22 protein-coding genes are annotated in these 23403 nt (G+C 71.2%); 6 read left to right on the top strand and 16 right to left on the bottom strand.

Features of this window, described 5'->3' with window-relative positions; genetic code table 11:
* Positions 1-7 precede the first annotated feature (7 nt).
* Positions 8-2314 (top strand): FdhF/YdeP family oxidoreductase, encoded by a 2307-nt coding sequence (locus tag OHS58_RS00985; RefSeq protein WP_328646833.1) that lies wholly within the window; start codon positions 8-10, stop codon positions 2312-2314.
* A gap of 33 nt (positions 2315-2347) precedes the next feature.
* Here OHS58_RS00985 and OHS58_RS00980 read toward each other — a convergent pair whose 3' ends face one another.
* The 7 genes from OHS58_RS00980 to OHS58_RS00950 form a co-directional block, all read right to left on the bottom strand.
* On the bottom strand, positions 2348-2923 hold the full coding sequence (locus tag OHS58_RS00980) for a hypothetical protein (protein ID WP_326943359.1): 576 nt from the start codon (positions 2921-2923) through the stop codon (positions 2348-2350).
* Positions 2924-3214: 291 nt separating this feature from the next.
* Positions 3215-3466, bottom strand: a complete 252-nt coding sequence (locus OHS58_RS00975; protein ID WP_328646832.1) for a hypothetical protein — start codon at positions 3464-3466, stop codon at positions 3215-3217.
* A gap of 34 nt (positions 3467-3500) precedes the next feature.
* A complete protein-coding gene (locus OHS58_RS00970; protein ID WP_328646831.1) occupies positions 3501-4889 on the bottom strand; it encodes an LCP family protein in 1389 nt (462 codons plus the stop codon).
* Between the two features lie 48 nt (positions 4890-4937).
* The gene (locus tag OHS58_RS00965) at positions 4938-5699 is read right to left on the bottom strand and encodes an SDR family NAD(P)-dependent oxidoreductase (RefSeq protein ID WP_326943361.1); all 762 of its coding nucleotides are present in this window, start codon (positions 5697-5699) and stop codon (positions 4938-4940) included.
* On the bottom strand, positions 5696-6115 hold the full coding sequence (locus OHS58_RS00960; RefSeq protein ID WP_326959385.1) for a VOC family protein: 420 nt from the start codon (positions 6113-6115) through the stop codon (positions 5696-5698). The genes OHS58_RS00965 and OHS58_RS00960 overlap by 4 nt, the downstream gene beginning before the upstream one ends.
* A 115-nt stretch (positions 6116-6230) precedes the next feature.
* On the bottom strand, positions 6231-6356 hold the full coding sequence (locus OHS58_RS00955; protein ID WP_326943363.1) for an MFS transporter small subunit: 126 nt from the start codon (positions 6354-6356) through the stop codon (positions 6231-6233).
* Positions 6356-7711, bottom strand: a complete 1356-nt coding sequence (locus OHS58_RS00950) for an L-lactate MFS transporter (RefSeq protein ID WP_326943364.1) — start codon at positions 7709-7711, stop codon at positions 6356-6358. The genes OHS58_RS00955 and OHS58_RS00950 overlap by 1 nt, the downstream gene beginning before the upstream one ends.
* 103 nt (positions 7712-7814) lie before the next feature.
* Here OHS58_RS00950 and fdhD point away from each other — a divergent pair, with 103 nt between their 5' ends.
* Complete coding sequence (gene fdhD, locus OHS58_RS00945) at positions 7815-8639, top strand: formate dehydrogenase accessory sulfurtransferase FdhD (protein WP_328646830.1); 825 nt, start codon at positions 7815-7817, stop codon at positions 8637-8639.
* 21 nt (positions 8640-8660) lie between these two features.
* Here the strand turns inward: fdhD and OHS58_RS00940 are convergent, their stop codons facing one another.
* The gene (locus OHS58_RS00940; protein ID WP_326959383.1) at positions 8661-10103 is read right to left on the bottom strand and encodes a carotenoid oxygenase family protein; all 1443 of its coding nucleotides are present in this window, start codon (positions 10101-10103) and stop codon (positions 8661-8663) included.
* 73 nt (positions 10104-10176) lie between these two features.
* On the opposite strand from OHS58_RS00940, the gene OHS58_RS00935 reads away from it, so the two are divergent.
* Positions 10177-10884 carry a TetR/AcrR family transcriptional regulator gene (locus OHS58_RS00935; protein WP_328646829.1) on the top strand — a complete coding sequence of 236 codons (708 nt, stop codon included), beginning with the start codon at positions 10177-10179 and terminating at the stop codon, positions 10882-10884.
* A gap of 446 nt (positions 10885-11330) precedes the next feature.
* Complete coding sequence (locus tag OHS58_RS00930) at positions 11331-12251, top strand: alpha/beta hydrolase (protein ID WP_328649756.1); 921 nt, start codon at positions 11331-11333, stop codon at positions 12249-12251.
* A gap of 28 nt (positions 12252-12279) precedes the next feature.
* Here the strand turns inward: OHS58_RS00930 and OHS58_RS00925 are convergent, their stop codons facing one another.
* The 7 genes from OHS58_RS00925 to OHS58_RS00895 all read right to left on the bottom strand — a co-directional run bounded on the left by OHS58_RS00925 (position 12280) and on the right by OHS58_RS00895 (position 18789).
* Positions 12280-13200: an anti-sigma factor RsbA family regulatory protein gene (locus OHS58_RS00925; protein WP_328646828.1), complete on the bottom strand. Its 921-nt coding sequence runs from the start codon at positions 13198-13200 to the stop codon at positions 12280-12282.
* 56 nt (positions 13201-13256) lie between these two features.
* Positions 13257-13532, bottom strand: coding sequence for a hypothetical protein (locus OHS58_RS00920; protein WP_247055281.1), 276 nt, complete (start codon positions 13530-13532; stop codon positions 13257-13259).
* 192 nt (positions 13533-13724) lie between these two features.
* On the bottom strand, positions 13725-15020 hold the full coding sequence (gene clpX, locus OHS58_RS00915; RefSeq protein ID WP_247055283.1) for an ATP-dependent Clp protease ATP-binding subunit ClpX: 1296 nt from the start codon (positions 15018-15020) through the stop codon (positions 13725-13727).
* Positions 15021-15251: 231 nt separating this feature from the next.
* Positions 15252-15905: an ATP-dependent Clp protease proteolytic subunit gene (locus OHS58_RS00910; RefSeq protein ID WP_326943370.1), complete on the bottom strand. Its 654-nt coding sequence runs from the start codon at positions 15903-15905 to the stop codon at positions 15252-15254.
* Between the two features lie 28 nt (positions 15906-15933).
* A complete protein-coding gene (locus OHS58_RS00905; RefSeq protein WP_326943371.1) occupies positions 15934-16539 on the bottom strand; it encodes a ClpP family protease in 606 nt (201 codons plus the stop codon).
* Positions 16540-16677: 138 nt separating this feature from the next.
* The gene (gene tig / locus OHS58_RS00900; protein ID WP_326943372.1) at positions 16678-18069 is read right to left on the bottom strand and encodes a trigger factor; all 1392 of its coding nucleotides are present in this window, start codon (positions 18067-18069) and stop codon (positions 16678-16680) included.
* Between the two features lie 129 nt (positions 18070-18198).
* Positions 18199-18789 (bottom strand): TetR/AcrR family transcriptional regulator, encoded by a 591-nt coding sequence (locus tag OHS58_RS00895; protein WP_326943373.1) that lies wholly within the window; start codon positions 18787-18789, stop codon positions 18199-18201.
* Positions 18790-18927: 138 nt separating this feature from the next.
* Here OHS58_RS00895 and OHS58_RS00890 point away from each other — a divergent pair, with 138 nt between their 5' ends.
* The gene (locus OHS58_RS00890; protein WP_328646827.1) at positions 18928-21018 is read left to right on the top strand and encodes a fatty acid desaturase; all 2091 of its coding nucleotides are present in this window, start codon (positions 18928-18930) and stop codon (positions 21016-21018) included.
* A gap of 15 nt (positions 21019-21033) precedes the next feature.
* Here the strand turns inward: OHS58_RS00890 and OHS58_RS00885 are convergent, their stop codons facing one another.
* On the bottom strand, positions 21034-21648 hold the full coding sequence (locus OHS58_RS00885; protein WP_328646826.1) for a hypothetical protein: 615 nt from the start codon (positions 21646-21648) through the stop codon (positions 21034-21036).
* A gap of 189 nt (positions 21649-21837) precedes the next feature.
* On the opposite strand from OHS58_RS00885, the gene OHS58_RS00880 reads away from it, so the two are divergent.
* On the top strand, positions 21838-23400 hold the full coding sequence (locus OHS58_RS00880) for a sensor histidine kinase (protein ID WP_328646825.1): 1563 nt from the start codon (positions 21838-21840) through the stop codon (positions 23398-23400).
* The last annotated feature ends 3 nt before the right edge of the window (positions 23401-23403 follow it).

Below are 23403 nucleotides of genomic sequence, written 5' to 3'. Positions count from 1 at the left end.
TGAACACATGACCCGTGAGGCGCCGGCACAGGACGTGGACGAGGACCAGCTCGAAGTGCACAAGCCGAAGGGCTGGGCGGCCGGCATACCCGGCGTGGCCGTGTCACTCCTGCGCAGCGTCGAGCAGATGGGCACCGGCCGGACGGTCAAGGCGCTGCGGCTGCTGAACCAGCGTCAGGGCTTCGACTGCCCGGGCTGCGCGTGGCCGGAGCCCCGCGAGGTCGACGGGGAACACCGCAAGCTGGCCGAGTTCTGTGAGAACGGGGCGAAGGCCGTCGCCGAGGAGGCGACGAAACGGCGGGTCGGCCGGGAGTTCTTCGCCGCGCACCCGATCGCCGAACTGCGTGGGAAGACCGACTACTGGCTGGGCCAGCAGGGCCGGATCACCGAACCGTTCGTGCTGCGCGAAGGCGCGTCGCACTACGAACCGATCTCCTGGGACGACGCCTTCGAGCTGGTCGCGGGCGAGCTGAAGGCCCTGACCGACCCGAACGAGGCGTTCTTCTACACCTCGGGCCGGACCAGCAACGAAGCCGCGTTCCTCTACCAGCTGATGGTGCGCTCGTTCGGCACCAACAACCTGCCGGACTGCTCGAACATGTGCCACGAGTCCTCGGGCGCGGCGCTGCAGGCGACCACCGGCATCGGCAAGGGCTCGGTGAGCCTGGCCGACATCCACAAGGCCGACCTGATCGTCGTCGTCGGGCAGAACCCGGGCACCAACCACCCGCGGATGCTCTCGGCGCTGGAGGAGGCCAAGGGCAACGGCGCGAAGATCATCGCGGTCAACCCGCTGCCCGAAGCCGGGCTGATGCGGTTCAAGAACCCGCAGAACGTCCGCGGCGTCGTCGGCAAGGGCACGCCGCTGGCCGACGAGTTCGCCCAGATCCGCCTCGGTGGCGACCTGGCGCTGTTCCAGGCCGTCGGGCACCTGCTGCTGACCTGGGACGAGCAGGCGCCGGGCACGATCGTCGACTGGGAGTTCGTCCAGCACTCGACCGAGTACTTCGACGACTACGCCAAGCACCTGCACCAGGTCGACTGGCCGGAGGTCGAGCGGGCCACCGGGCTGCCGCGGGAGCAGATCGAGCGCGTCGCGCGGATGATCGCGTCGTCGGAGCGGACGATCTACTGCTGGGCGATGGGCCTGACGCAGCACAAGCACGCCGTTCCGACGATCTCGGAGATCGCGAACCTGGCGCTGATGCGCGGGATGATCGGCAAGCCCGGCGCGGGCCTGTGCCCGGTGCGCGGGCACTCGAACGTCCAGGGCGACCGGACGATGGGCATCTGGGAGAAGATGCCGCAGTCCTTCATGGACGCCCTCGCCGGCGAGTTCGGCATCGACGTCCCCCGCGAGCACGGCCTCGACACCGTCGACTCGATCCACGCGATGCGCGACGGCCGCGGCAAGGTCTTCTTCGCCGTGGGCGGCAACTTCGCCTCGGCGACGCCGGACACGGAGGCGACCGAGAAGGCGCTCCAGTCGTGCTCGCTGACCGTGCACGTCTCGACGAAGCTGAACCGCTCGCACGTCGTCCACGGCCGCACGGCGCTGGTCCTGCCGACGCTCGGCCGCACCGAGCGCGACGTCCAGGCCGCGGGCGAGCAGTTCGTCACGGTCGAGGACTCGATGTCGCAGGTGCACGCCTCCCACGGGCGGCTGAAGCCGGCGAGCGAGCACCTGCTGTCCGAGGTCGCGATCGTCTGCCGGCTGGCGGAGAAGCTGCTCGGCGCCGGGCACGCAGTGCCGTGGCGGACGTTCGAGGGCGACTACGACCTGATCCGCGACCGGATCGCGCGGGTCGTGACCGGCTGCGCCGACTACAACCGCCGCGTCCGCGAGCCGGACGGGTTCGTGCTGCCGAACGCGCCGCGCGACTCCCGCGAGTTCAGCGGCACGGCCAACGGCAAGGCCAACTTCACGGTGTCCGGACTGGAGTACCCGAAGGTGCCCGAAGGGCGGCTGCTGCTGCAGACGATGCGCAGCCACGACCAGTACAACACCACGATCTACGGCCTGTCCGACCGCTACCGCGGCATCGAGAACGCCCGCCGCGTCGTGCTCGTCAACCCGGACGACCTGGCCGCGCTGGGGCTGGCGGACGCCGTGATGGTCGACCTCGTGTCGGAATGGCACGACGGCGACCGCCGCGCCCCGGCGTTCCGGGTGGTGTCCTACCCGACGGCCCGCGGTTGCGCGGCGGCGTACTTCCCCGAGGCGAACGCGCTCGTGCCGCTCGGCTCGGTGGCCGACAAGTCGAACACGCCGGTGTCCAAGGCGATCGTGGTGCGGCTGGAGCCGCAGCCCTGACCCTGAGTGAGCCTTGGTCGTCGGCGTTGGTCGTCAGCCTTGGTAGTCCCGGCGCAGGGTGCCGGTCATGTCGGTGACCATGGCCTGGACGTTGTCGAGCGTGGCCGGCGGGATCAGCGCGGCTTCGGTCCCGCCGTCGGCGATGGCCAGGCCGAGCACGACGTTGCCGGTGCGCACGGCCGCCCACTGCTCGGAGAACCCGGCCTCGTCGCCGACGCCGGTGGCGAGCCGCACGCCCGAGTGGTCGCCGAGGGCGTCGGTCATCAGCTGGGTGGCCTTGGCGGACGCTTCGGCGGCGTCGGACGCGGTGAACCGCACGACGGCGATCGTCACGATCCGGTAGTCCTGCAGGTTCGGCTTGCCGCCGCCGAGATCGCGGGCGAACAGGCGCTTGCAGCTGGTCAGCTCGTTGCCGGCGCTGGAACGGTCCTCGGGCACGACCCTGGTGTCGACCGTCTTGATCGAGCCGGCCGGGATCTCGACGGTCCCGGGCGCGAGCTGCTTGAGGATGTCCGGCCCGGGCAGCTTGCAGGCGTCCACGGCATCGGGGTAGTGCACCGTCCCGGACATCGACTGGCAGCCGGCGAGCAGAACGGCTGAAGCGATCATCGGAAGTGTCCACCACCATTGGCGGACGGAGCTTCTGCGCATTCGGTTTTCCTGAGGCGAAAACGGTGGAAATCGGTTTTCCTGATGATCGCCGATCCGGTGATCAGTTGCGGTGGAGCGGCGCCGAAACCGTTCGGCACCCGGGGTTTCACGGTTCGATGAACCCTGCCTCACCAGGACAGCAGCGTCAAGGACCACCATGGCAAGTGGTCCACTGTGGTCCGGTCCCCGCCAGGAGAAAACGACTTCGACGCGTTTCGGGAAAATGACCAGCGCGGCTCAGTATTTTGGTCAATCCCGCGCGGCCCAGTACCGGAAGACCCGTTGGACGTCGGCGTGCCACGGCTTGCCGGTGCCACGCCGGTCGGCTCCCGGTTCGCCGGTCTGCGCGTTGACCACCAGCGCGGTCAACGGCGGCTCGTCAGCGCCGTAACAGGATTCGGCCGGCACGCGCGGCATTGCGTTGCGCAGCGCGATCTCCTTCAGGCCGATCGCGTGGCCCAGCTCCTTGTAGGTGACGATCGACCGCCGCAACGCCGCCATGACCAAGGCCGCCCGCTTGCAGGACCAGCGCGGGTCAGTCCACGCAGACGACGCCGCCCGAGGTGATCGGTTCGTCGCCGCCCGGGGCGCCGCCGCCGCCCGCTATTCCGGGGCCCGAATACACCGTCCCCAGCACCACTTCGATGTGGCCCGCCGGGACCGAGGTCGCCTGCTGGGTCGTCAAGCCGCCCAGGAGCTTCGCCACCTCCGCGCCGCGGTCCGCCAGGTCCGGGCCGAAACGGACCAACGACGTCCGGCGCGAGGCCGTGTTGCCCGCCGTTCCCGGCGCGAATCCCTTGTCCCGCAGAAGATCCCCGACTCGTGCGGCCAGGCCCGAGCGCCCGCTCGCGTTGGCCACGTCGACGATCGGCGCGGGTGCGGCCGGGGCCGCGGCGCCGATCAGCCCCGCCACGAACGCCTTGACCTGAGCCGGATCCACCTGCACCGCGGTGGCGCGCGGGTTGGCCGGGTCGTACCGGTAGTCCACGTTGACCGTCGGGATCGTCGCGAACTGGATGCCACCGCCGGAAACCCCGCGCATCTGCGCCACGAAGTCGAGCAGGTTCCAGGAACCGTCGAGGACCACCGAGCGCTTCACCGCGTCGATGAGGTCCGACAGCTTGCCCGGGTCGCTCAGCGTCCCCGACGACAGCACCTGCTTCGCCAGCCCCGCCAGGAAGACCTGCTGCCGCCGGGCGCGACCCAGGTCGCCGCCCTTGACGTAGTCGCGCTGGCGGACGAAGGCCAGCGCGTCCGCGCCCGCGATCCGCTGCGGGCCCGCCTTGAAGTCGGCCCCCGAGTTCTTGTCTTTCGTGTCCGCCTTCAGGCAGACGTCGACGCCGCCGACCGCCTTGCTGATCTCGTAGAAGCTCAGCAGGTTGACCTCGGCGAAGTGGTCGATCGTGACGCCGGTGAGGTCCTCGACCGCCTGCCGCGTCGCGCGGCGGCCCGCGGTCAGCGCCTCCTGGTCGATCTTCTTCTTGTCCGTCTCCCCCGCCTCCCGGCGGTTCCGCGCCTCCCCGGCCTTGGCGCGCCCGAACGCGGCGTTGATCTTCCCCTTGCCACCCGGCATCGAGACGTAGCTGTCCCGCGGGATCGAGAACGCCTTGACCTCCTTGGTGCCGTTCGGGATCCGCAGCACGATCAGGGTGTCGGTCAGGTCGTCGCCGTTCGGGCCCACGCGCAGCTCGCGCAGCAGGTCCGCCGGCATCGGGTTGCCCTGCTGGTCGTCACGCGAGTCGCGGCCGACCAGCAGGATGTCGAGCGAGCCGTCGGCCGGCTGCTCGCCCGGTTTCGCCGCGGCGCCGATCACGTCGTCGCGGGTGACCTCGTCGAGCGAGCGCAGGTTCGCGTAGCCGTAGGCCGTACCGCAGAAGACGACCACGGCGACCCCGGCGACGACGACCTTCCCCAGTGGATGCACGCCCTCCTGACGCCGTCGCCGCCCGATCTGCTGCACGGGTGAGCCACGTCACATGCGCAGGTGGGACGCGCCGTTGAGGTCGAGGATCGCGCCCGACGCCCAGGTCGCGTCGGCGGACGCCAGGTACAGCACGGCCGCCGCGACCTCCTCGGGCGTCCCGACGCGGCCGAACGGGCTCTGCGCGCGCAAGGCGTCGTCGATGCGGTCCAGCTGGCGCTCCGTGGCGGTGAAGCCGGGCGCCACGGACGTCACCGCGATCCCGTGCGGCGCCAGCGAAACGGCGAGGGACTGGCCGAACGCGTGCAGGGCGGCCTTGCTCGCGCCGTACGCCGGGTTGTCGGGCTCGCCGCGGAACGCGCCGCGCGAGCCGACGTTGACGATCCGGCCGGGCACCCCGCGGGTCATCAGGTGCCGGGCGACGCAGTAGCTGAGGTTGGCCGCGCCCAGCAGGTTGACGTCGACCGTGTGCCGCCAGATCCGCTGCCAGTCCGCGTAGGACACCCCGGTGACGGGGTGGGCGGTCTCCGGCGTCGGCGCGACACCCGCGTTGTTCACCAGGATGTCGACGCCGCCGAGCCCGGCCTCGGCCGTGTCGGCGATCCGCTGGGCGGCAGCCGGGTCGGCGAGGTCACCGGTGACGAGCACGTGCCCGTCGCCGGGCAGGGCGGCGAGCGTCGCCTCGGCGTCCGCCCGCCGGGTGCCGTAGTGGACGGCGACGCGGTGGCCGTTCGCCGCGAAGGCGTTGGCGACCGCCCGCCCGATGCCGCGGGACGCCCCGGTGACGAGGACGCCGTTCCCGGGTCCGCTCACAGCGCGAACAACTGCGACTCGTCGCGGAACGCCTTGAACTCCAAGGCGTTCCCGGCCGGGTCGTGCAGGAACATCGTCCACTGCTCACCCGGCTCGCCGGCGAAGCGCTGGTAGGGCTCGATGACGAACTCGGTGCCCGCGTCGCGCAGCCGCTCGGCCAGGACGTGGAAGTCTTCGACGGTCAGCACGAGCCCGAAGTGCGGCACCGGAACGTCGTGGCCGTCGACGGGGTTGCGCCCGGCTTCGGCCCGCGCGCCGGCGACGACGTGGGTGACGACCTGGTGGCCGCGGAAGTCCCAGTCGACCCACTTGTCGGCGGAGCGGCCTTCGCTCAGGCCGAGCACGCCGCCGTAGAAGGCGCGGGCGCGGCCCAGGTCGTCGACGGGGATGGCGAGGTGGAAGGCGGGACGGGTCACAGCGGTCCTCCAACAGGGTCGGCTGGCACCAGCCTGGAGCGATAATGTCTTAATGTCAACATTGAGACATCAAAAGTGTGCCCGGGACCACCCGCGGTGGTCCCGGGCACGCCGGTCAGCCGAAGAGCTGCACCAGTTTCAGGAACAGCTCGTAGACGCCGTAGGCGAAGGGCAGCACGACCCACGCCCAGGCCAGCACGATCAGCGGGACGCGGTTCGGCCCGGTTTTCTGCTCGCTCATCACGCCTCGCTCTTCGCGGTCTCGCCCGCCGCGGCGGGTTCGTGGAACTTCGCCTTCACCGGCCGCACCAGTTCGTTGGCCACGAAGCCGACCACCAGCAGGCCGATCATGATGTAGAACGACGTCGCGTAGAGGTCGGGGCCGGACTTGCCGGCCGACTTCTCGCTGTCGGCGATGGCGTTGACGATCAGCGGGCCGAGCACGCCGGCCACCGACCACGCCGTGAGCAGCCGGCCGTGGATCGCGCCGACCTGGTAGGTGCCGAAGAGGTCCTTCAGGTACGCCGGGATCGTCGCGAACCCGCCGCCGTAGAACGACAGGATCACCATGGCGCACAGGATGAACACGAGTTTCGACGAATTCGACGTCAGCGCGATCACCAGGTAGAGCACCGCGCCGACGCCGAGGTAGGTGCGGTAGATGTTCTTGCGCCCGATGGCGTCCGATGTGGACGACCAGACGAACCGGCCGAGCATGTTGCACAGCGACAGCAGCGCGACGAACCCGGCCGCCGCGGCCGCGCCGACCGGCGTCGAGGTGCCCTTGAAGAAGTCCACGATCATCGGGGACGCCTTCTCCAGGATCCCGATGCCCGCGGTGACGTTGAAGCACAGCACCACCCACAGCAGCCAGAACTGCGGTGTCTTGATGGCGTTGGCCGCCGAGACGTTCGCGGTGGAGATCATCGCCGTGCCGTGGTCGGTCTTCGGCTCCCAGCCCGCAGGCTTCCAGCCGTCGGCAGGGACCCGCACGATCAGCCAGCCCAGCGACATGAACGCCGCGTAGACGACGCCGTGGATCAGGAACGCCGTCGCGATGCTGCCGGTGGTCGGCGTGGTGCCGATCATCGACGACGACCACGGCGACGCGATCAGCGCGCCGCCGCCGAAGCCCATGATGGCGATGCCGGTGGCCATGCCCGGCCGGTCCGGGAACCACTTGATCAGCGTCGAAACCGGGGAGATGTAGCCGATTCCGAGGCCGACACCGCCGATCGCGCCGTATCCGACGACCACGAGCCAGAACTGCCCGGTCGCGACACCGAGGGCCGAGACGAGGAATCCGGTGGCGAAGCAGCACATCGAGACGAACATGGCCCAGCGCGGGCCGTTCTTCTCGACGAGCGTGCCGCCGAACGCGGCGGACAGCCCGAGCATGACGATGCCGAGCTGGAACGGCAGCGAACTCTGCGTGCCGGTGAGGTGCATCGTCTTTTCGAGCGGGGTCTTGAAGACGCTCCACGCGTAGGCCTGCCCGATCGACAGGTGCACCGAGAGGGCCGCCGGGGGCACCAGCCAGCGCGTCCAGCCTGGGGGTGCGACGATCCGGGAACGGTCCAGGAAGCCGAGAGCCATCGGATCCCTCCGTAGAGTGGGGATGATGGAGGGAATGTATTACTAAATACCCGGTGTTGCACCATGCGAGTGTCAAACTTTCCGGCGGCGAAGGGTGCGAGCGATGGGCAGGGTGACCGTGCGGCGGCCGGTGCGGCGGATCACCGCGACCGGGGACCGGCGGCGTCCCGACTCGCTGGCCGCCGAAGAACCCCTCGAGCTGCGGGTCGGCGGCCGCGCCCTGTCGGTGACCATGCGCACCCCGGGCCACGACGTCGAACTGGCCCACGGCTTCCTGCTGTCCGAAGGCGTGATCGGCGTCCGCGAGGACATCGCGGTCGCCCGCTACTGCGACGGCGTCGACGACCAGGGCCGCAACACCTACAACGTCCTCGACATCGCGCTCGCGGCCGGTGTGCCACCGCCGGACGTCGGCGTCGAGCGCAACTTCTACACGACGTCCTCGTGCGGGGTCTGCGGCAAGGCCGCGCTCGACGCGGTCAAGCTCAAGACGCGCTACTCCCCCGCCGACGCCCCCTTCGCGGTGAAGAGCGAGACGCTCGCCACGCTGCCGGACGCGTTGCGCGCGCAGCAGAAGGTGTTCGCCAGCACCGGTGGGCTGCACGCGGCGGCCCTGTTCACCCCGGACGGCGAGATCGACGTCGTCCGCGAGGACGTCGGCCGGCACAACGCGGTCGACAAGGTGCTCGGCTGGGCCGTCATGGCGGACCGGATACCCGCGCCCGGACACGGCCTGCTGGTGTCCGGGCGGGTGTCGTTCGAGCTGGTGCAGAAAGCGGCGATGGCCGGGATCGGCTTGCTGGCCGCGGTGTCCGCGCCGTCGTCGCTGGCCGTGGAACTGGCCGAGGAGAACGGCATGACGCTCGTCGGCTTCCTGCGCGGCGAGTCGATGAACCTCTACACCGGCGACCACCGGGTCCTGACCTAGGAACACCGGCCGGCGCGATCCTCACGGCGTGGCCGGCACCCAGTTGCCGTGGAAGCCGTGGGGCACGCGGTCCGGCAGGTGGACCGCGGCCACCGTCTCCAGCGTCCCCGCGTCGAGCAGGGTCAGGTCGCTGCGCTGCGTCGCCGGGTCGAAGACGAAGCCGATCAGGACGCCGTCGTCCTCGGCCGCGTCGTCGTGGCACGGGACGAACACGAACTCGCCGGGCTGACGTCCGCCGCCGAACGCGCGTTCCTGCGCCGAACCGGTCCGGAAGTCGTGCTTGAACAGCGAGCCGGCCGGGGTCGCGCCGCCGTCCGTGGCGATCGCGTAGCCGTAGCGGTGGCGGCGGCCGACGAGCCGCTCGTCGACGCGCGGGAACTCCTGGCCGCGGTCGTCGAGGCGCTCCTCGATGACCTTCCCGGCGGCGAGGTCGACGGTCCAGCGGTCCAGCGTCGGGCCGCCCTCGTCCGGGCCGTGCAGCTCGCGGTCGAACATCCGCGGGTGGCGGACGACCTCCAGGACGATGTCGTCGCCGTCGTCGTAGGCGTTGAGCGGGTGGAAGACGTAGCAGGGCTCGACGTCGAACCAGCGGACGTCGCCGTTGCCGCCTTCACGCGGCATGACGCCGATCCGCGCCGGGTACTTCGGGTCCCAGCGGTAGGGCAGGCCGCCGTTCGCGCCGATCTTGCGGGCCATCATCGCGGAGACCGGGTCCGGCACGCGCACCTTGCCGACCATGGCCGAGAGCACCAGCTTCGCGGGCGTGCGCAGCGCGCTGGGCACGTTGGCGGCCACGGCCATCTCGGCGTTGAACGTCACGGGCAGGTCGTAGAACACGACGTACCGCTCGGTCAGGGAGAAGTCGTGCATCATCGGCGAGCCGGTGACCTCGACGTCGACCGTGCGGCGGGCGCGGCCGGCGGCGTCGATCACGGAGTACTGGACCTTGTTGCCCATGCCGAAGAAGTACGAGACGGCGTGCAGCTCGCCGGTGCGCGGGTCGCGCTTCGGGTGGGCGGTGTAGCCGCCCGGGAGCGTGCCGTCGAAGTCGCAGCGACCGGCGGTGTCGAGCTCGTCGGTCAGCTCCCAGATCGGCGCGCCCGCCTCGACCAGTGCGAGGGTCTTGCCGGCGTGGCCGATGACGTTGGTGTTGGCGCCGAGCGCGTCCAGCCCGCAGTAGCGGCTCGCGTCCTCGCCGGCCAGCGTCGCCGAGACGGCCGGGTTGCGCACCCAGCGGTTGCGGTACCACTCGGCCTTGCCGTCGCGCAGGCGGACGCCGTGGACCATGCCGTCGCCCATGAACCAGTGGTAGGCCGCCGGGTCCACTTCGGACAGCGGGTTCGGGCCGTTGCGCAGGTAGCGGCCGTCGAGGAAGTCCGGGATCGACCCCGTGACGGCCAGCTCGGTGATCGTGTGTTCCCGGCTGACCGGGGCGAAGTTGCCTTCGAGGAACTTGGTGCCCATGGCTGACCCCTCAGAACGTGCCATAACTCGGTTATAGCTTCATTTATAACAGGGTTATGGGATACTGGCAAGCATGAGCCCGAAACCGCGCGCGACCGAAGTCAAGGACCGGCTCGTCGACGCCGCCATCCGGCTGCTCGACGACGGCGGCCCCGAGGCGCTGCAGGCCCGCAAGCTGGCCGCGGAGGTCGGCGTCTCGACGATGGCCGTCTACACGCACTTCGGGGGCATGGCGGCGCTGGTCGACGAGGTGGCGCGGGTGGGGTTCCTGCGGCTGTCGGCGTGGCTGGGCGCGGTCACGGCGACCGACGACCCGGTGGCGGACATCTTTTCCCTGGCCCGGACCTACCGGCAGGCCGTCGCGGAGCAGCCGCAGCTGTTCGCGGTGACGTTCGGGCAGAGCGCGCCCGGCGGCAAGCGCGCGACGCTCTCCGACCTCACCACCGAGGAGGGTCGTGAAGCCGCGCAGGAGGGCCTGGAGGCGTTCGAGCACATCGTCCGGGCGACCGAACGGGCCATCGAGGCCGGACGGTTCCGGCCGGCCGACAAGTACCAGGCGGCGGCGCAGTTGTGGAGCGCACTGCACGGTTTCGTCACATTGGAGGCGTCCGGGCACTTCGGGCCCGGCGAACAGGGTATAGACCACATCTTGATACCCCTGGGCATCACCCTCGCGGTGGGGCTCGGGGACACTGTGGACCAGGCCGGACGCTCGTCCGAGGCCGCGAAAGCGGCTTGGCGCGCGCGGATCGGAAACGCCGGGCAAGGTGGGAACGACTAACCCGGCGGAGGACAGGACGCGGGGGAACGCGGAGCGGGTGCGCGGCGTCCTAGGAAGTGGCAAGCGGGGGACGGAGACAGGTGAACGAGGAAGACGGGGACCGGGGCGACGAGCAGCGGCCCGAGGCCGAGCCTCAGGCCGCGGGTGGTGTGCGGCCCGAAGCGGAGGTTTCCGGGGCCGGGGAGGGCTCTGGAACACCGCACGGCGACGGCGGCGACGTGGCCGCTTCGGCGGGGGTGGCCGAGGCGGGCTCCGAAGCGCCGCTCGGCGACGACGACCGCACGGTTGCCGGACTGGCAGGAGGTACCGGGGCCGAGGCGGGCTCTGAGACGCCCCTCGACGACGGCCTCCACAACCACGCGGCCGCCGCTTCGTCGCTCGGCGAAGATGACCGCACGCCTGCCGGGCCGGCCGGAGCCGACGAGGGCGTCGAGGCGCCGCCGACGCTGGGGAGCGCTGCGGTCCGGGATGCCCGGCGGTGGCTGAGCCGCCGTTCGGTGCTGATCGCGGGGGCGTCCGGGGTGGCCGTGGCCGGTCTCGCCGCGGGTACCGCCACCGGCAAGCTGCCCTTCAGCCAGGCCCTGCAGCGGGCGCTGGGTGTGGCGTCCTCGAACCCGACGACCCAGCTGGGCAGCACGCGCGTCGAGCGCGTCTACTCCGCGGCCCGCGGCCGGATGGTCGACCTGGTGTTCCTGCTGCCGTCGAAGACCCCGCCGCGCGGGCTGCCGATGTCGCTGATGCTGCACGGCCTGCACGGCAACGCCCGCAGCGCGGCCCCGACCGGCACGCTCAAGCAGCTCTCCAGCGACGTCGCCCGCAAGGCCGTCCCGGCGTACGGCTTCGTGGCCGTCGACGGCGGCGACAACTACTGGCACCAGGTGCACCCGAACGACGACCCGATGGCGATGCTGCTCGAAGAGGTCCCCCAGTGGCTCCGCGCGCGCGGCTTCGCGGGTGACACGGGCCAGCCGTTCGCCTGCACGGGCGTCTCGATGGGCGGATTCGGCGCGCTGCTGTACACCCGCCGCCGGGTGGAACGCCGCCAGCCGCCCGCGGCGGTCGCCACGCTGGCGCCGGCCCTCATCACAAACTGGCCGGAGATGGAGAAGCGTCACATCTTCACGGGCATGGAGGACTGGGTGTCCCTCGACCCGCTGCGCCACATCGCCGAGACGGCGAGCGTCCCGAACGCCATCTGGTGCGGCACGGAGGACTCGTTCATCACCGGCGTCCGCCGCTACGTCGACGCGGCCCACCCGGCGGTCGCCCACACGGCCCACGGCAAGCACGGGGACACGTTCAACAAGACGGTCGTGCCCAGCCTGGTCAGCTTCCTCGGCAAGCACGTCCCCCGCACCAGCGCCTGACCCCGCGTACTCAGAGCGTCCGGGACCTTCAGCAGCGGAAGTGGACCCGGGTTGTCGTGCGGCCCGGGACCCAGTACGTGCGGACCAGGTCGGCCAGGCGGTTGACCAGCAGCAACCCGCGGCCGCCGAGGGTCGCGGCCGGGGGTGGGACGCGGCCGGCCAGCGGCTCGGTGATCGTGCCGTCGTCGGTGACCTCCGCGACGACGTGCTCGTCCTCCGCCCACAGCCGCAGGATGCCGGTGCCGCCGCCGTAGAGCACGCTGTTCGTGGTCAGCTCGGCGATCGCCAGCGCGAAGTCGTCCCGGCGCGGGCGGCGCAGGCCGTGGCGGGCCGCCCAGATCTCCGTGAAGCCGCGCAACGTCGCCAGCTGGCCCACGTCGAACGCGCGCTCGACGGCGGCCGCCGGGGACTCGAGGGGCCGGGTGAGGTCGGCGCGGACGCGGTCGGGGTCGTAGTGCGGGCTGACCGACCGGCCCGTAGGCTTCCACAGCTCCGGGTGGGTGCGGCCGGCGTCGGCCAGGACGCCGGGGGCCAGCGCCGCCGTGTCGTACGGGCAGAGGACCGCGACGGCCCGCCCCGCGAACGCCGTGTTGATGAGCGCTTCGTGCAGCACGCACGCCGGGTACTCGGCGGCGGTCCGGCCGGGCCAGATCGGCTCGACCACGATCCGCACCGGGCCCACGTGCTCGCCCGCGAAGGCGAGCAGAACCGTCGGCAGGATCGCGCCGGGGTTGCGGCCCGCTTGGTGCAGGTCGATCAGCCGGACTTCGCCCGAACGGGGGCCGAGGGCCTTCTCCGCGAGCAGGAGGTTGCGGCCGGGAACGGCGACGGCGACCGGTTCGCCCCGGTCGAGGCCTTCGAGGAGGAACGGAACGACGCCGTCCAAGTACTCAGTGTCACCGCGGTAGAACAGTGCCGGATGCCGAAACGGGCTGAGGGCATCTACCACGGGAGGGTGCTACCCCGGCGCCGTGAACTTCAAACGGACCGGCCGGAGGAATCCGGTCACTCCACCCAGCGGCCGACGACGGCGATGAGCCAAAAGCCCACGATCGTGGCGAGGCCGAAGAGGAGGACCCAGCTGAACAGCTGACGCCGGTCCCGGACGCCGCGGGCCTGCCAGAGGCCGTAGCCGGCGACGAGGAACAGCGGCACCGGGATCAGGGGCAACGGCGACAGCCGGGCGACCACGGCCACCACGCAGGTGCCGGTGCAGACGGCCAGCACGCCCATCAGGACGCGGTTCAGCCACCGGTACCGCTCGAAGGCGGACGCGATCACGCGTTCGCTCAGCTCACGGAACCCGAGCGGCCTTCCGGCCGGAGCGTCCCCGGCGGGTACCGGGGACGGCTCCGGCGGAGGCGGTGCCTGCACGCCTCCGCCAGGGGCCGTACCCCCGGTACCCGGGAAAGAGTCAGCAGTCATTCAGCTTTCCTGTCGGGTCTCCGGGCCGGGTGCCCGGAGACGCCCGGGTCAGGCCGACTTCTCGCCGCGCTCGCTGCGAGCGCGCCGAGTCGGCTGCCGGGCGACGATCGTCGGGTTCACGTTCTCCCGGACGGTCTGCTCGGTGATGACGACCTTCGCCACGTCGTCGCGGCTCGGGATGTCGTACATCACCGGCTGGAGCACTTCTTCCATGATGGCGCGCAGCCCGCGGGCACCGGTCCCGCGCAGGACCGCCTGGTCGGCGATCGCTTCGAGCGCGGTCTTGGTGAACTCGAGCTCGACGTTGTCCATCTCGAAGAGCTTCTTGTACTGCTTCACCAGGGCGTTGCGCGGCTGGGTGAGGATGCTGACCAGCGATTCCTTGTCCAGGTGACTGACCGTCGCCACGACCGGGAGCCGGCCGATGAACTCCGGGATCAGCCCGAACTTGATCAGGTCCTCGGGCATGGTGTCCGAGAAGACGTCGCTCTCCTCGATCTCGGACTTGGTGCGGATCTCCGCGCCGAAGCCGAGGCCACGCTTGCCGACCCGCTCGTTGATGATCTTCTCCAGTCCGGCGAACGCACCGGCCACGATGAACAGCACGTTCGTCGTGTCGATCTGGATGAACTCCTGGTGCGGGTGCTTCCGGCCGCCCTGCGGCGGGACGGAGGCGGTGGTGCCTTCGAGGATCTTCAGCAGGGCCTGCTGCACACCCTCGCCGGAGACGTCCCGCGTGATCGAGGGGTTCTCCGACTTGCGGGCGATCTTGTCGACCTCGTCGATGTAGATGATCCCCGTCTCGGCCCGCTTGACGTCGTAGTCCGCCGCCTGGATGAGCTTGAGCAGGATGTTCTCGACGTCCTCGCCGACGTACCCGGCTTCGGTGAGCGCCGTGGCGTCCGCGATCGCGAACGGGACGTTCAGCATCTTCGCCAGGGTCTGGGCGAGGTAGGTCTTGCCGCACCCGGTGGGGCCGAGCATCAGGATGTTCGACTTGGCGAGCTCGACGGACTCCTCCTTGGAGTCCTTGGGGCCGGCCTTGTCGTCCGCCTGGATCCGCTTGTAGTGGTTGTAGACCGCTACCGCGAGGGTCCGCTTGGCGTCGTTCTGGCCGATGATGTACTGCTCGAGGAACTCGTGGATGTCGGCGGGCTTGGGCAGCTCGTCGAGTTTGACGTCGCCGGCCTCGGCCAGCTCCTCCTCGATGATCTCATTGCAGAGGTCGATGCACTCATCGCAGATGTAGACCCCGGGGCCGGCAATGAGCTTCTTCACCTGCTTTTGGCTCTTCCCGCAGAAAGAACACTTCAGCAGGTCTCCGCCGTCACCGATCCGTGCCATGGCCGTTGACCTCGTCCCCTCCGGCGCGGTTGTCCGCGCCTGACGTGTGTTGCGACGGTGCGACCCCCCGGCCGCGAGCGACCGGGCGGAGCCTCACGCATTGCCACTGACGGTACCCGTCCGATGCCGTGGGCGGGAACACCCACGGGCACCGGGAGCACGTCAGAAGGACGACCCTAAACCAGAGTGCCGGTGTATGTCGTCTTCCTGACACACACCGGCCTGGCGGATCTACAGAGCCGACGCCTTACGGTACGGCAACACTTCGTCGATGATGCCGTACGACTTGGCCTCTTCGGCGGTGAGGATCTTGTCCCGCTCGATGTCCTTGCGGATCTGATCCGGGTCCTTGCCGGTGTGCTTGCCGAGGATGACCTCCATCTGGCGCCGCACCCGCTGGATCTCGTTCGCCTGGATCTCCAGGTCGGAGACCTGGCCGTAGGTGCCCTCGGTGGCGGGCTGGTGGATCAGCACCCGCGAGTTGGGCAGCGCGTAGCGCTTGCCCGGGGTACCGGCCCCCAGCAGCACCGCGGCCGCGGAGGCGGCCTGGCCGAGGCAGTAGGTCTGGATGTCCGGGCGGACGAACTGCATCGTGTCGTAGATCGCCATCAGCGAGGTGAACGAGCCACCCGGCGAGTTGATGTAGATCAGGATGTCGCGGTCCGGGTCCTCGTGCTCGAGGTGCAGCAGCTGGGCCATCACGTCGTTGGCCGACGCGTCGTCCACCTGCACGCCGAGGAAGATGACGCGCTCCTCGTACAGCTTGTTGTACGGGTTCGACTCCTTGACGCCGTAGCTGGTGCGCTCGACGTACGACGGGAGGATGTACCGCGACTGGGGAACGGACGGAGCCCGGAAGTCACCCGGGAGCCTGAAGTTGCTCATGATCGACTCTCCTGTGTGTACTTCGCGCTCAGTTCGAGGCCGGACGGGCGATGTCGCGGGTGAGGACGTGGTCGACGAACCCGTAGTCCTTCGCCTCCTGCGCGGTGAACCAGCGGTCGCGGTCGCCGTCCGCGATGATCTGCTCGACCGTCTGCCCGGTCTGGTCCGCGGTGATCTGGGCCAGTTCGCGCTTCCACTTGTTGAACAGGTCGGCCTGGATCGCGATGTCCGAGGCCGTACCGCCGACGCCCGCCGACGGCTGGTGCATCAGGATCCGCGCGTGGGGCAGCGAGTACCGCTTGCCCGGCGTGCCCGAGGAGAGCAGGAACTGCCCCATCGAGGCCGCCATGCCCATCGCGTAGGTCGCGACGTCCGGGCGGATGAGCTGCATGGTGTCGTAGATCGCGAACCCGGCCGTGACCGAACCACCCGGCGAGTTGATGTAGAAGCGGATGTCGGACTCGGCGTCGTCCGCGTCGAGCAGCAACAGCTGCGCGGTGATCCGGTTGGCGATCTCGTCGTTCACCTCGGAACCGAGGACGACGATGCGCTCCTGGAGCAACCGCTCGAACACCGAGTCGGTGAGGGTGAGCCCTGCGGTTCCGGTCCGCGCCTCGGGCGTGTGCTGCGTCACGTCTGCCTGCCTTTTCGCCGACGGCGGTCTCGTGCTGACGACCGCCGCTGTCGTTTCAGATGCTTGAGATCTTGCAACCGACCCTAACGAACTTGGGCGGTGCAGAATGCCTGACACCGCCCAAGTTCGCTCACAGCTTCACTCCGCGGGAGTCTTCGCCGCCTCTTCGGTGGCCGGCGTCTCCTCGGTTGCGGCATCGGCGGCCGGTTCCTCGCCACCGAACAGCTCGGCGAGGTCGACCTCGGCACCCGAACCGTCGGTGACGGTCGCCTTCCGGACCACGGAGGCGAGCGCCTTGCCGCGGCGGACGTCGGCGTAGATCGCGGTCAGCTGGCCGGACTGCTGGGCGCGCTGGACGTACTCGTCCGGGCTGATCCCGAAGCGCTGGGCCTGGTAGATGATCCGCTCGGTCAGCTCGCCGTCGTTGACCGAGACCTCTTCCTTGTCGGCGATGGTGTCCAGCAGCAGCTGCGTGCGGACGGCCTTCTCCGACTCGGTGCGGGTCTCCGCGTCGAACTCTTCCAGCGTGCGGCCTTCGGCCTCGAGGGCCTGGGCGAACTGGGCCTCGTCGTGGTCGAACGGGTGGATGGCGTCGTGCTTGCGGTTCTCGATCTCGGCGTCGAGCACCTTCTCCGGGATCGGCACCTCGGTGCGCTCGAGGAGCTCGTCGAGCACCTTGTCGCGCGCCTGGACGCCCTGCTGCATCTTCTTGACGCGGGCGAGCCGCTCGCGAAGGTCGGTCTTCAGCTCGTCGATCGTGTCGAACTCGCTGGCCATCTGGGCGAACTCGTCGTCGGCCTCCGGCAGCTCGCGCTGCTTGACCGACTGGACGGTCACGGTCACCTCGGCCGCCTTGCCGGCGTGGTCGCCGGCGACGAGCTCGGTGGTGAACGACCGGGTCTCGCCGGCGTTCGCGCCGACGATCGCCTCGTCGATGCCGTCCACGAGCTGGCCGGAGCCGATCTCGTAGGAGAGCCCGCTGGTGGCGGCCTCCTCGACGGCTTCGCCTTCGACGGTCGCGGCCAGATCGATCGAGACGAAGTCGCCGGTCTCGGCCGGGCGCTCCACGCCGGTCAGCGTGCCGAAGCGGGCGCGCAGCTCGTCGAGCTGCTCGTCGACCTCCGCGTCGGTCAGCTCGACGTCGTCGACGGTGACCGCGAAGCCTTCGAGGTCGGGCAGCTCGATCTCCGGGCGCACGTCCACCTCGGCGGTGAACTCGAGGACGTCGCGGTCCTCGAGCTTCGTGACGTCGAACTCCGGGTTCCCGAGCGTGCGGACCTCGTTCTCGCGGACCGCCTCGATGTACTTCGCCGGGATGGCCTCGTTGACGACCTCGTCGAGCACCGGGCCACGCCCGATCCGGCTTTCCAGGACGCGAGCGGGCGCCTTGCCGGGCCGGAAGCCCGGGATGCGCACCTGCTGGGCGATCTTGCGGTAGGCGCGGTCGAAGTTCGGCTTGAGCTCGTCGAACGGCACCTCGACATTGATCTTGACTCGCGTCGGGCTCAGCTGCTCGACGGTGCTCTTCAAGGTCTTCTCCTCGAGCGGTAACGATTGTGGTGGACAATCCTGCGGAAATGCCCCCGGTCACCTGTCAGACCGGGACGTCCGAGTCTAGGCCAGTGGCCCGCGCCGCCCGGGCGGGGGCCACCTGCGGCGTCACGCGCCCAGCATGCGGCCGATCACCCAGCGCGTCTGGCCGCTCGCGTGCTCGACCGAGCCGCTGGGCTGCACCAGGTGGGAAAGCAGCAGCCGCACGAAGGCCTCGACCGCGACCGGCCACTCGGAAGCGGTCAGCGGGGCCTCGGGGTAGCGGCTCGAGAACAGCTCCGCCACGGCGTCGACGGCCCGGCCGAGCACGGCCTCGGGCCGGGAGGTCAGCAGCGGGAGAAAGTCGTCGCGGCCGCCGGGCCGGCCGCCGAGCGCGAGGGCGACCAGGGGGTTGCCGCGGGCGGTCTCGAGGGTCTCCCGGAAGGCGGCGGTGACGCCGTCGAGCGCCCGGCCGGGGTGCGCGTCGACGATCCTGGTGACGTGCTCGACGAACCGGTCGGTCTCGCGCGCCATCAGCGCCTCGGCGAGCTCGGCCTTGGACCCGAGTTCGTTGTAGACGGTCTGGCGGCTGACGCCGGCGTGCGCGGCCAGCTTGCCCATGGTGACGCCGGCCCAGCCGCCGGTGGTGGTGAGCTCGGCCGCCGCGGCCAGCAACCGCTCCCGGGTGCTGGCCGGCGCGGTGCGGGTGACGGCGTTCACAGGCCGATCTTAGCCAGCGGTTCCGGTGCCCAGGCCGGCACCTTTTTTCGAAGCGTGCCGCACCGTTTACAAAGTCCGGCGCGTTGTCTACGGTGACTCCCGCCTCACCAGGAGCTTCTCGACCGAGGAGACCGTGCGATGTCCGTCGTCGACACTCCGGCGCGCGGCTCCCTGGAGCCCGCGCGCGGGCGGGCGTCCCCGCGCGCGGTCCCCGCTCCCCGGCTCCCGCTGCCCACCGTCTCGGTGCCCGCGGTGCTGCTGTTCGCCGGCGCCCTCGCGGTCTGGGTGGCGTCGACGTGGCTGCTGCTGGCCGGGCTGGTGCCGGCCGTCGTGACCGTGGTGCTGAACACCGCCGTCACCTTCGCGATGTACACCGTGGTGCACGAATCGGCGCACCACTCGGCCGGGAAGCTCACCTGGGTCAACGAAACGCTCGGCCGGCTGGCCGTCCTGTTCGTCGCGGCGTACGCGTCGTTCCCGTCGCTGCGGTACGTCCACGGTGAACACCACCGCCACACGAACGCGTCGGTCCGCGCCGACCCGGACGCCTGGACGTCACGCGGCCCGGCCTGGCTGCTGCCGCTGCGCTGGCTGACCCTCGACGTCTCCTACGCGCGCTGCTACGTCTCGCGGCTGCGCGCCCGGCCGCCGCACGAGCTGGCCGAGACGCTGGTGGTGCTGTCGGTGGCCGTGTCCGCCGGGGTCGCGCTGGTCGCGGCCGGCCACGGCCCGGAGCTGGTGCTGGTCTACCTGCTGCCGCAACGGCTCGGGGTGGGCCTGCTCGCCTGGGCGTTCGGCTGGCTGCCGCACCACGGGCTGCCCGCCGCGGGACCGCGCGGCCGGTTCGGCACGACCCGCGTGCGCGTCGGCCTCGACCGGCTGCTCACGCCCGTGCTGCTGGCGCAGAACCTGCACCTGGTGCACCACCTGCACCCGGCCGTCCCGTTCCACCGGTACCGCCGGGTCTGGCTCGACAACCGCGAGGCCTACCTGGCCCGCGACGTCCCGATCAGCACGGTGTGGGGCCGGGACCTGACGACGGCGCAGTACCGGGCGGAGGCGGGCCTCACCGGCGGGCCGGACGACGCCGTCCCCGCGCCCGCGCCGCCGCCCCCGGGACCGAGCCGGTTCCACCGGCTGCGCGTCGCCGACGTGCGCCCGCTGACCGCCGACGCCGTCGCCGTGACCTTCGACGTCCCGCCGGACCTGGCCGCGGAGTACCGCTTCACGCCCGGGCAGCACGTCGCCGTGCGCGCGGTGCTGGACGGGCAGCCGGTGCGGCGGACGTACTCGATCTGCGCCCCGGCCGGCTCGGGCGACCTGCGGATCGTGGTGAAGAAACGCCCGGGCGGCGCGTTCTCCGGCTTCGCGACCACGTCGCTGACGGCCGGGCAGTTCCTCGACGTGCTCCCGCCTTCGGGCGGCTTCACGCTCATCCCGGACCCGGCGCGCAGCGCGCACTACGTCGCGCTCGCCGCGGGCAGCGGCATCACGCCGGTGCTGTCCATCGTGGTCAGCGCGTTGCGGGCGGAGCCGCACAGCCGGGCAACTCTGTTGTACGTCAACACTTCCGGCGCGACGACGCTCTTCGCCGCGGAGCTGACGACGCTCGCGGAGGGGTTCGGCGGGCGGCTGCACGTCGTCCACTACCGCACCGACGAGCGCGACCCGGACCTGCACACGCACCGGCCCGCCCGGCACTTCGACACGGTCGGCGAGGCGCTGGCCATCTCCCACGAGCGGTACCAGCGCGGCCGCCTCGACGGCACGCGGCTGCGCGCGCTGCTGCAGAACCGGCTCCACCCGGCGAAGGTCGACGAGTGGTTCCTGTGCGGCCCGCGCGGCCTGACCGACCTGGCGCGGCGGACGCTCGCCGACGCGGACGTCCCGGAGGAGGACGTCCACTTCGAACTCTTCCGCGGCGCGGCGCCCCTGCGCGACCCGGCGGGCTTCCCGGCCGAGGTGACCGTGACGCTGGGCGCCACGACGACGCGGATCGCCGCGCGGGCCGGGGAAACGGTGCTGGACGCGGCGTTGCGGGCCGGGTTCGAGGTGCCGTACTCGTGCACCGGCGGCGCGTGCGGCACCTGCCGGGCGACGCTCCTGCAGGGCCAGGTCGACATGGACGTCCGCTACGCCCTCACGGTGGACGACGTCGCGGTGGACCGGATCCTGACGTGCCGCGCCCGCGCGACGACCCCGGAGGTCGCGGTCGACTACGACCGCTGACCCCCGGGACGCGCGTCAGCCCGTGGGCGGCTGCCCCTGTTGTCCCTGGCCCTGCTGCCCTTGCCGGCCCTGTCCCGCGCCGGCGGTGCCTTCGGTCACCGCCGTCGCCGTCGCCGTGGTGCCCGACTCCGTGGCCACCACCGTGACCGTGTCGCCGGCCGCCACGCCCGTCGCCTGGGCCGAGGTGATCGTGTACGTCTTCGAGAAGCCGTCGTCGCTCTGGGCGGTCAGCGACGTCGCGCTCAGCGCCGTCACCTTGCCGGTCTGCATGATCTTCGTGACGTAACCACCGTTTCCGTCCGAAGCGACGTACTCGCCGTGCAGCGCCGAACCCAGCCCGCCCGCGCCGCCGGGGCCGCCCTGGGTCCCACCCGGGCCGCCTTGCATACCGCCCGGGCCGGCCGCGCTGTCGGTCGTGGCGGACGACGACGACGCGGCCCAGATCGCCGCTCCCCCGCCGGCCACGATCACGGCCGCGACGGCCCCCGCGGCGACCTTCTTGCCGGTGGACCAGGCCGGGCGCGCGGGGCCGGGCGCACCGCCCCAGCCGCCGTCCGGGGCGGCGGGCGCGGCACCCCACGCCGGGTCCGAAGTGGACGGTGTCTGCTGCGGGGCCTGCGGTGTGGTCATGGTGTTGCTCCTTCACGGGATGCGTTGCCGCAACCCACAGTCCGGCCCCACGCTGTGTGCGCACTGTGCTGACCGTCAGCCGTTCCTGTGACCGGAGGAACCGGACATCCCGCGCCGGGCCGATCACCGCACAGCCGCCTCACAGGCAGCACACAAGCCGCGCACACGGCCGCGGCGGACGCTGAAGCCATGGCCGCGCGTACCCTCACGCCCCGCCCCCACCGGTCCGGCCGGCCGGGGCGGCTTTCGCTGCGCACGAAGCTGACCGGCTCGATGGTCGTGCTGCTCACCGTGGTGTGCCTGATCGTCGGGGTCGTCAGCGAGTTCGCGCTCGACGTGTTCCTCACCCGCCAGGTCGACCAGCAGCTGACGGCCGCGGCCACCCGCTCGCAGGTCTTCGCGAGCAACGCCGGGCGGCAGAACGGCCTGCCGGGCCAGCCGCCGCCCCAGGACCAGGGCACCGGCGAGCACCCGCTCGGGCAGAACGTCGGCACGGTCAGCGGCACCTTCTCCGGGCAGTCGCTGGTGCACGACGACAGCATTTCCGAGCACGGGGACCGGCTGCACCTGTCCGCGGCCCAGCAGGGCGTGCTGCTGTCGGTGCCCGCGGACGGCAAGCCGCACACGGTCTCCTTCGACGACCTCGGCGAGTACCGGCTGATGGCGCTGCCGGTCACCGGGTCGGCCGACGTCGCGGTCACCGGCCTGCCGATGAAGCCGGTCAACGACACCCTGCTCACCGTCGGGCTCATCCTCTTCGGCGTCGCCGCCGCGGGCGTGCTGGGCGCGGCGTTCCTCGGCGCGTTCGCGGTCCGCCGCACGCTGCGGCCGCTCGAGCGCGTCGCGGCGACCGCCGGGCGCGTCACCGAGCTGCCGCTGGACCGCGGCCAGGTGGCGCTGTCCATCCGCGTCCCGGAGTCCGAAACCGACCCGCGGACCGAGGTCGGCCAGGTCGGCTCGGCGCTGAACCTGATGCTCGGGCACGTCGCGCAGGCCCTCGAAGCCCGCCACGACAGCGAACTGCGCGTCCGCCAGTTCGTCGCGGACGCCAGCCACGAGCTGCGCACCCCGCTGGCCGCGATCCGCGGGTACGCCGAGCTGGCGGCCCGCGGCAGCTCGCTGGTGCCCCCGGACGTCGCCCACTCGATGACCCGGATCCAGTCCGAGGCCGTCCGGATGACGACGCTCGTCGAGGACCTGCTGCTGCTCGCCCGGCTCGACGCCGGCCGGCCCCTGGACGTGCGCGAAGTCGACCTCACGCGGCTCGTCGCGGACACCGTCGGCGACGCGCGGGTCGCCGGGCGCGACCACCGGTGGCAGCTCGCGCTGCCGCCCGACCCGGTGCTCGTGCACGGCGACGTCCAGCGCCTGCACCAGGTGCTGGCGAACCTGCTGGCCAACGCCCGCACGCACACCCCGCCCGGCACCACGGTGACCACCGCGCTCGCCCGCTCCGCCGACGGCAGCGCCGTCGTGACGGTGACCGACGACGGCCCCGGCATCAACCCCGACCTGCTCCCGGACGTCTTCGACCGGTTCGCCCGCGGCGACACGTCGCGCTCGCGCCAGGCCGGCAGCACCGGTCTCGGGCTGGCGATCGCGTCCGCCGTCGTCGTCGCCCACCACGGCTCGATCGAGGTGCACAGCCGCCCCGGCCGGACGGAGTTCGCGATGCGCCTCCCGGTGGCCGTTCCTGCACAGCGCGTGCACAGCATCGGCACAACCCGGCCCCAGCTGGGCACCGGAAGCTGATCT

Source organism: Amycolatopsis sp. NBC_00348, assembly GCF_036114655.1.
In the GTDB taxonomy this organism is placed as follows: domain Bacteria; phylum Actinomycetota; class Actinomycetes; order Mycobacteriales; family Pseudonocardiaceae; genus Amycolatopsis.
The sequence above is the reverse complement of the archived record's forward strand: the minus strand, read 5'-3'. Positions and strand labels throughout refer to the sequence as shown.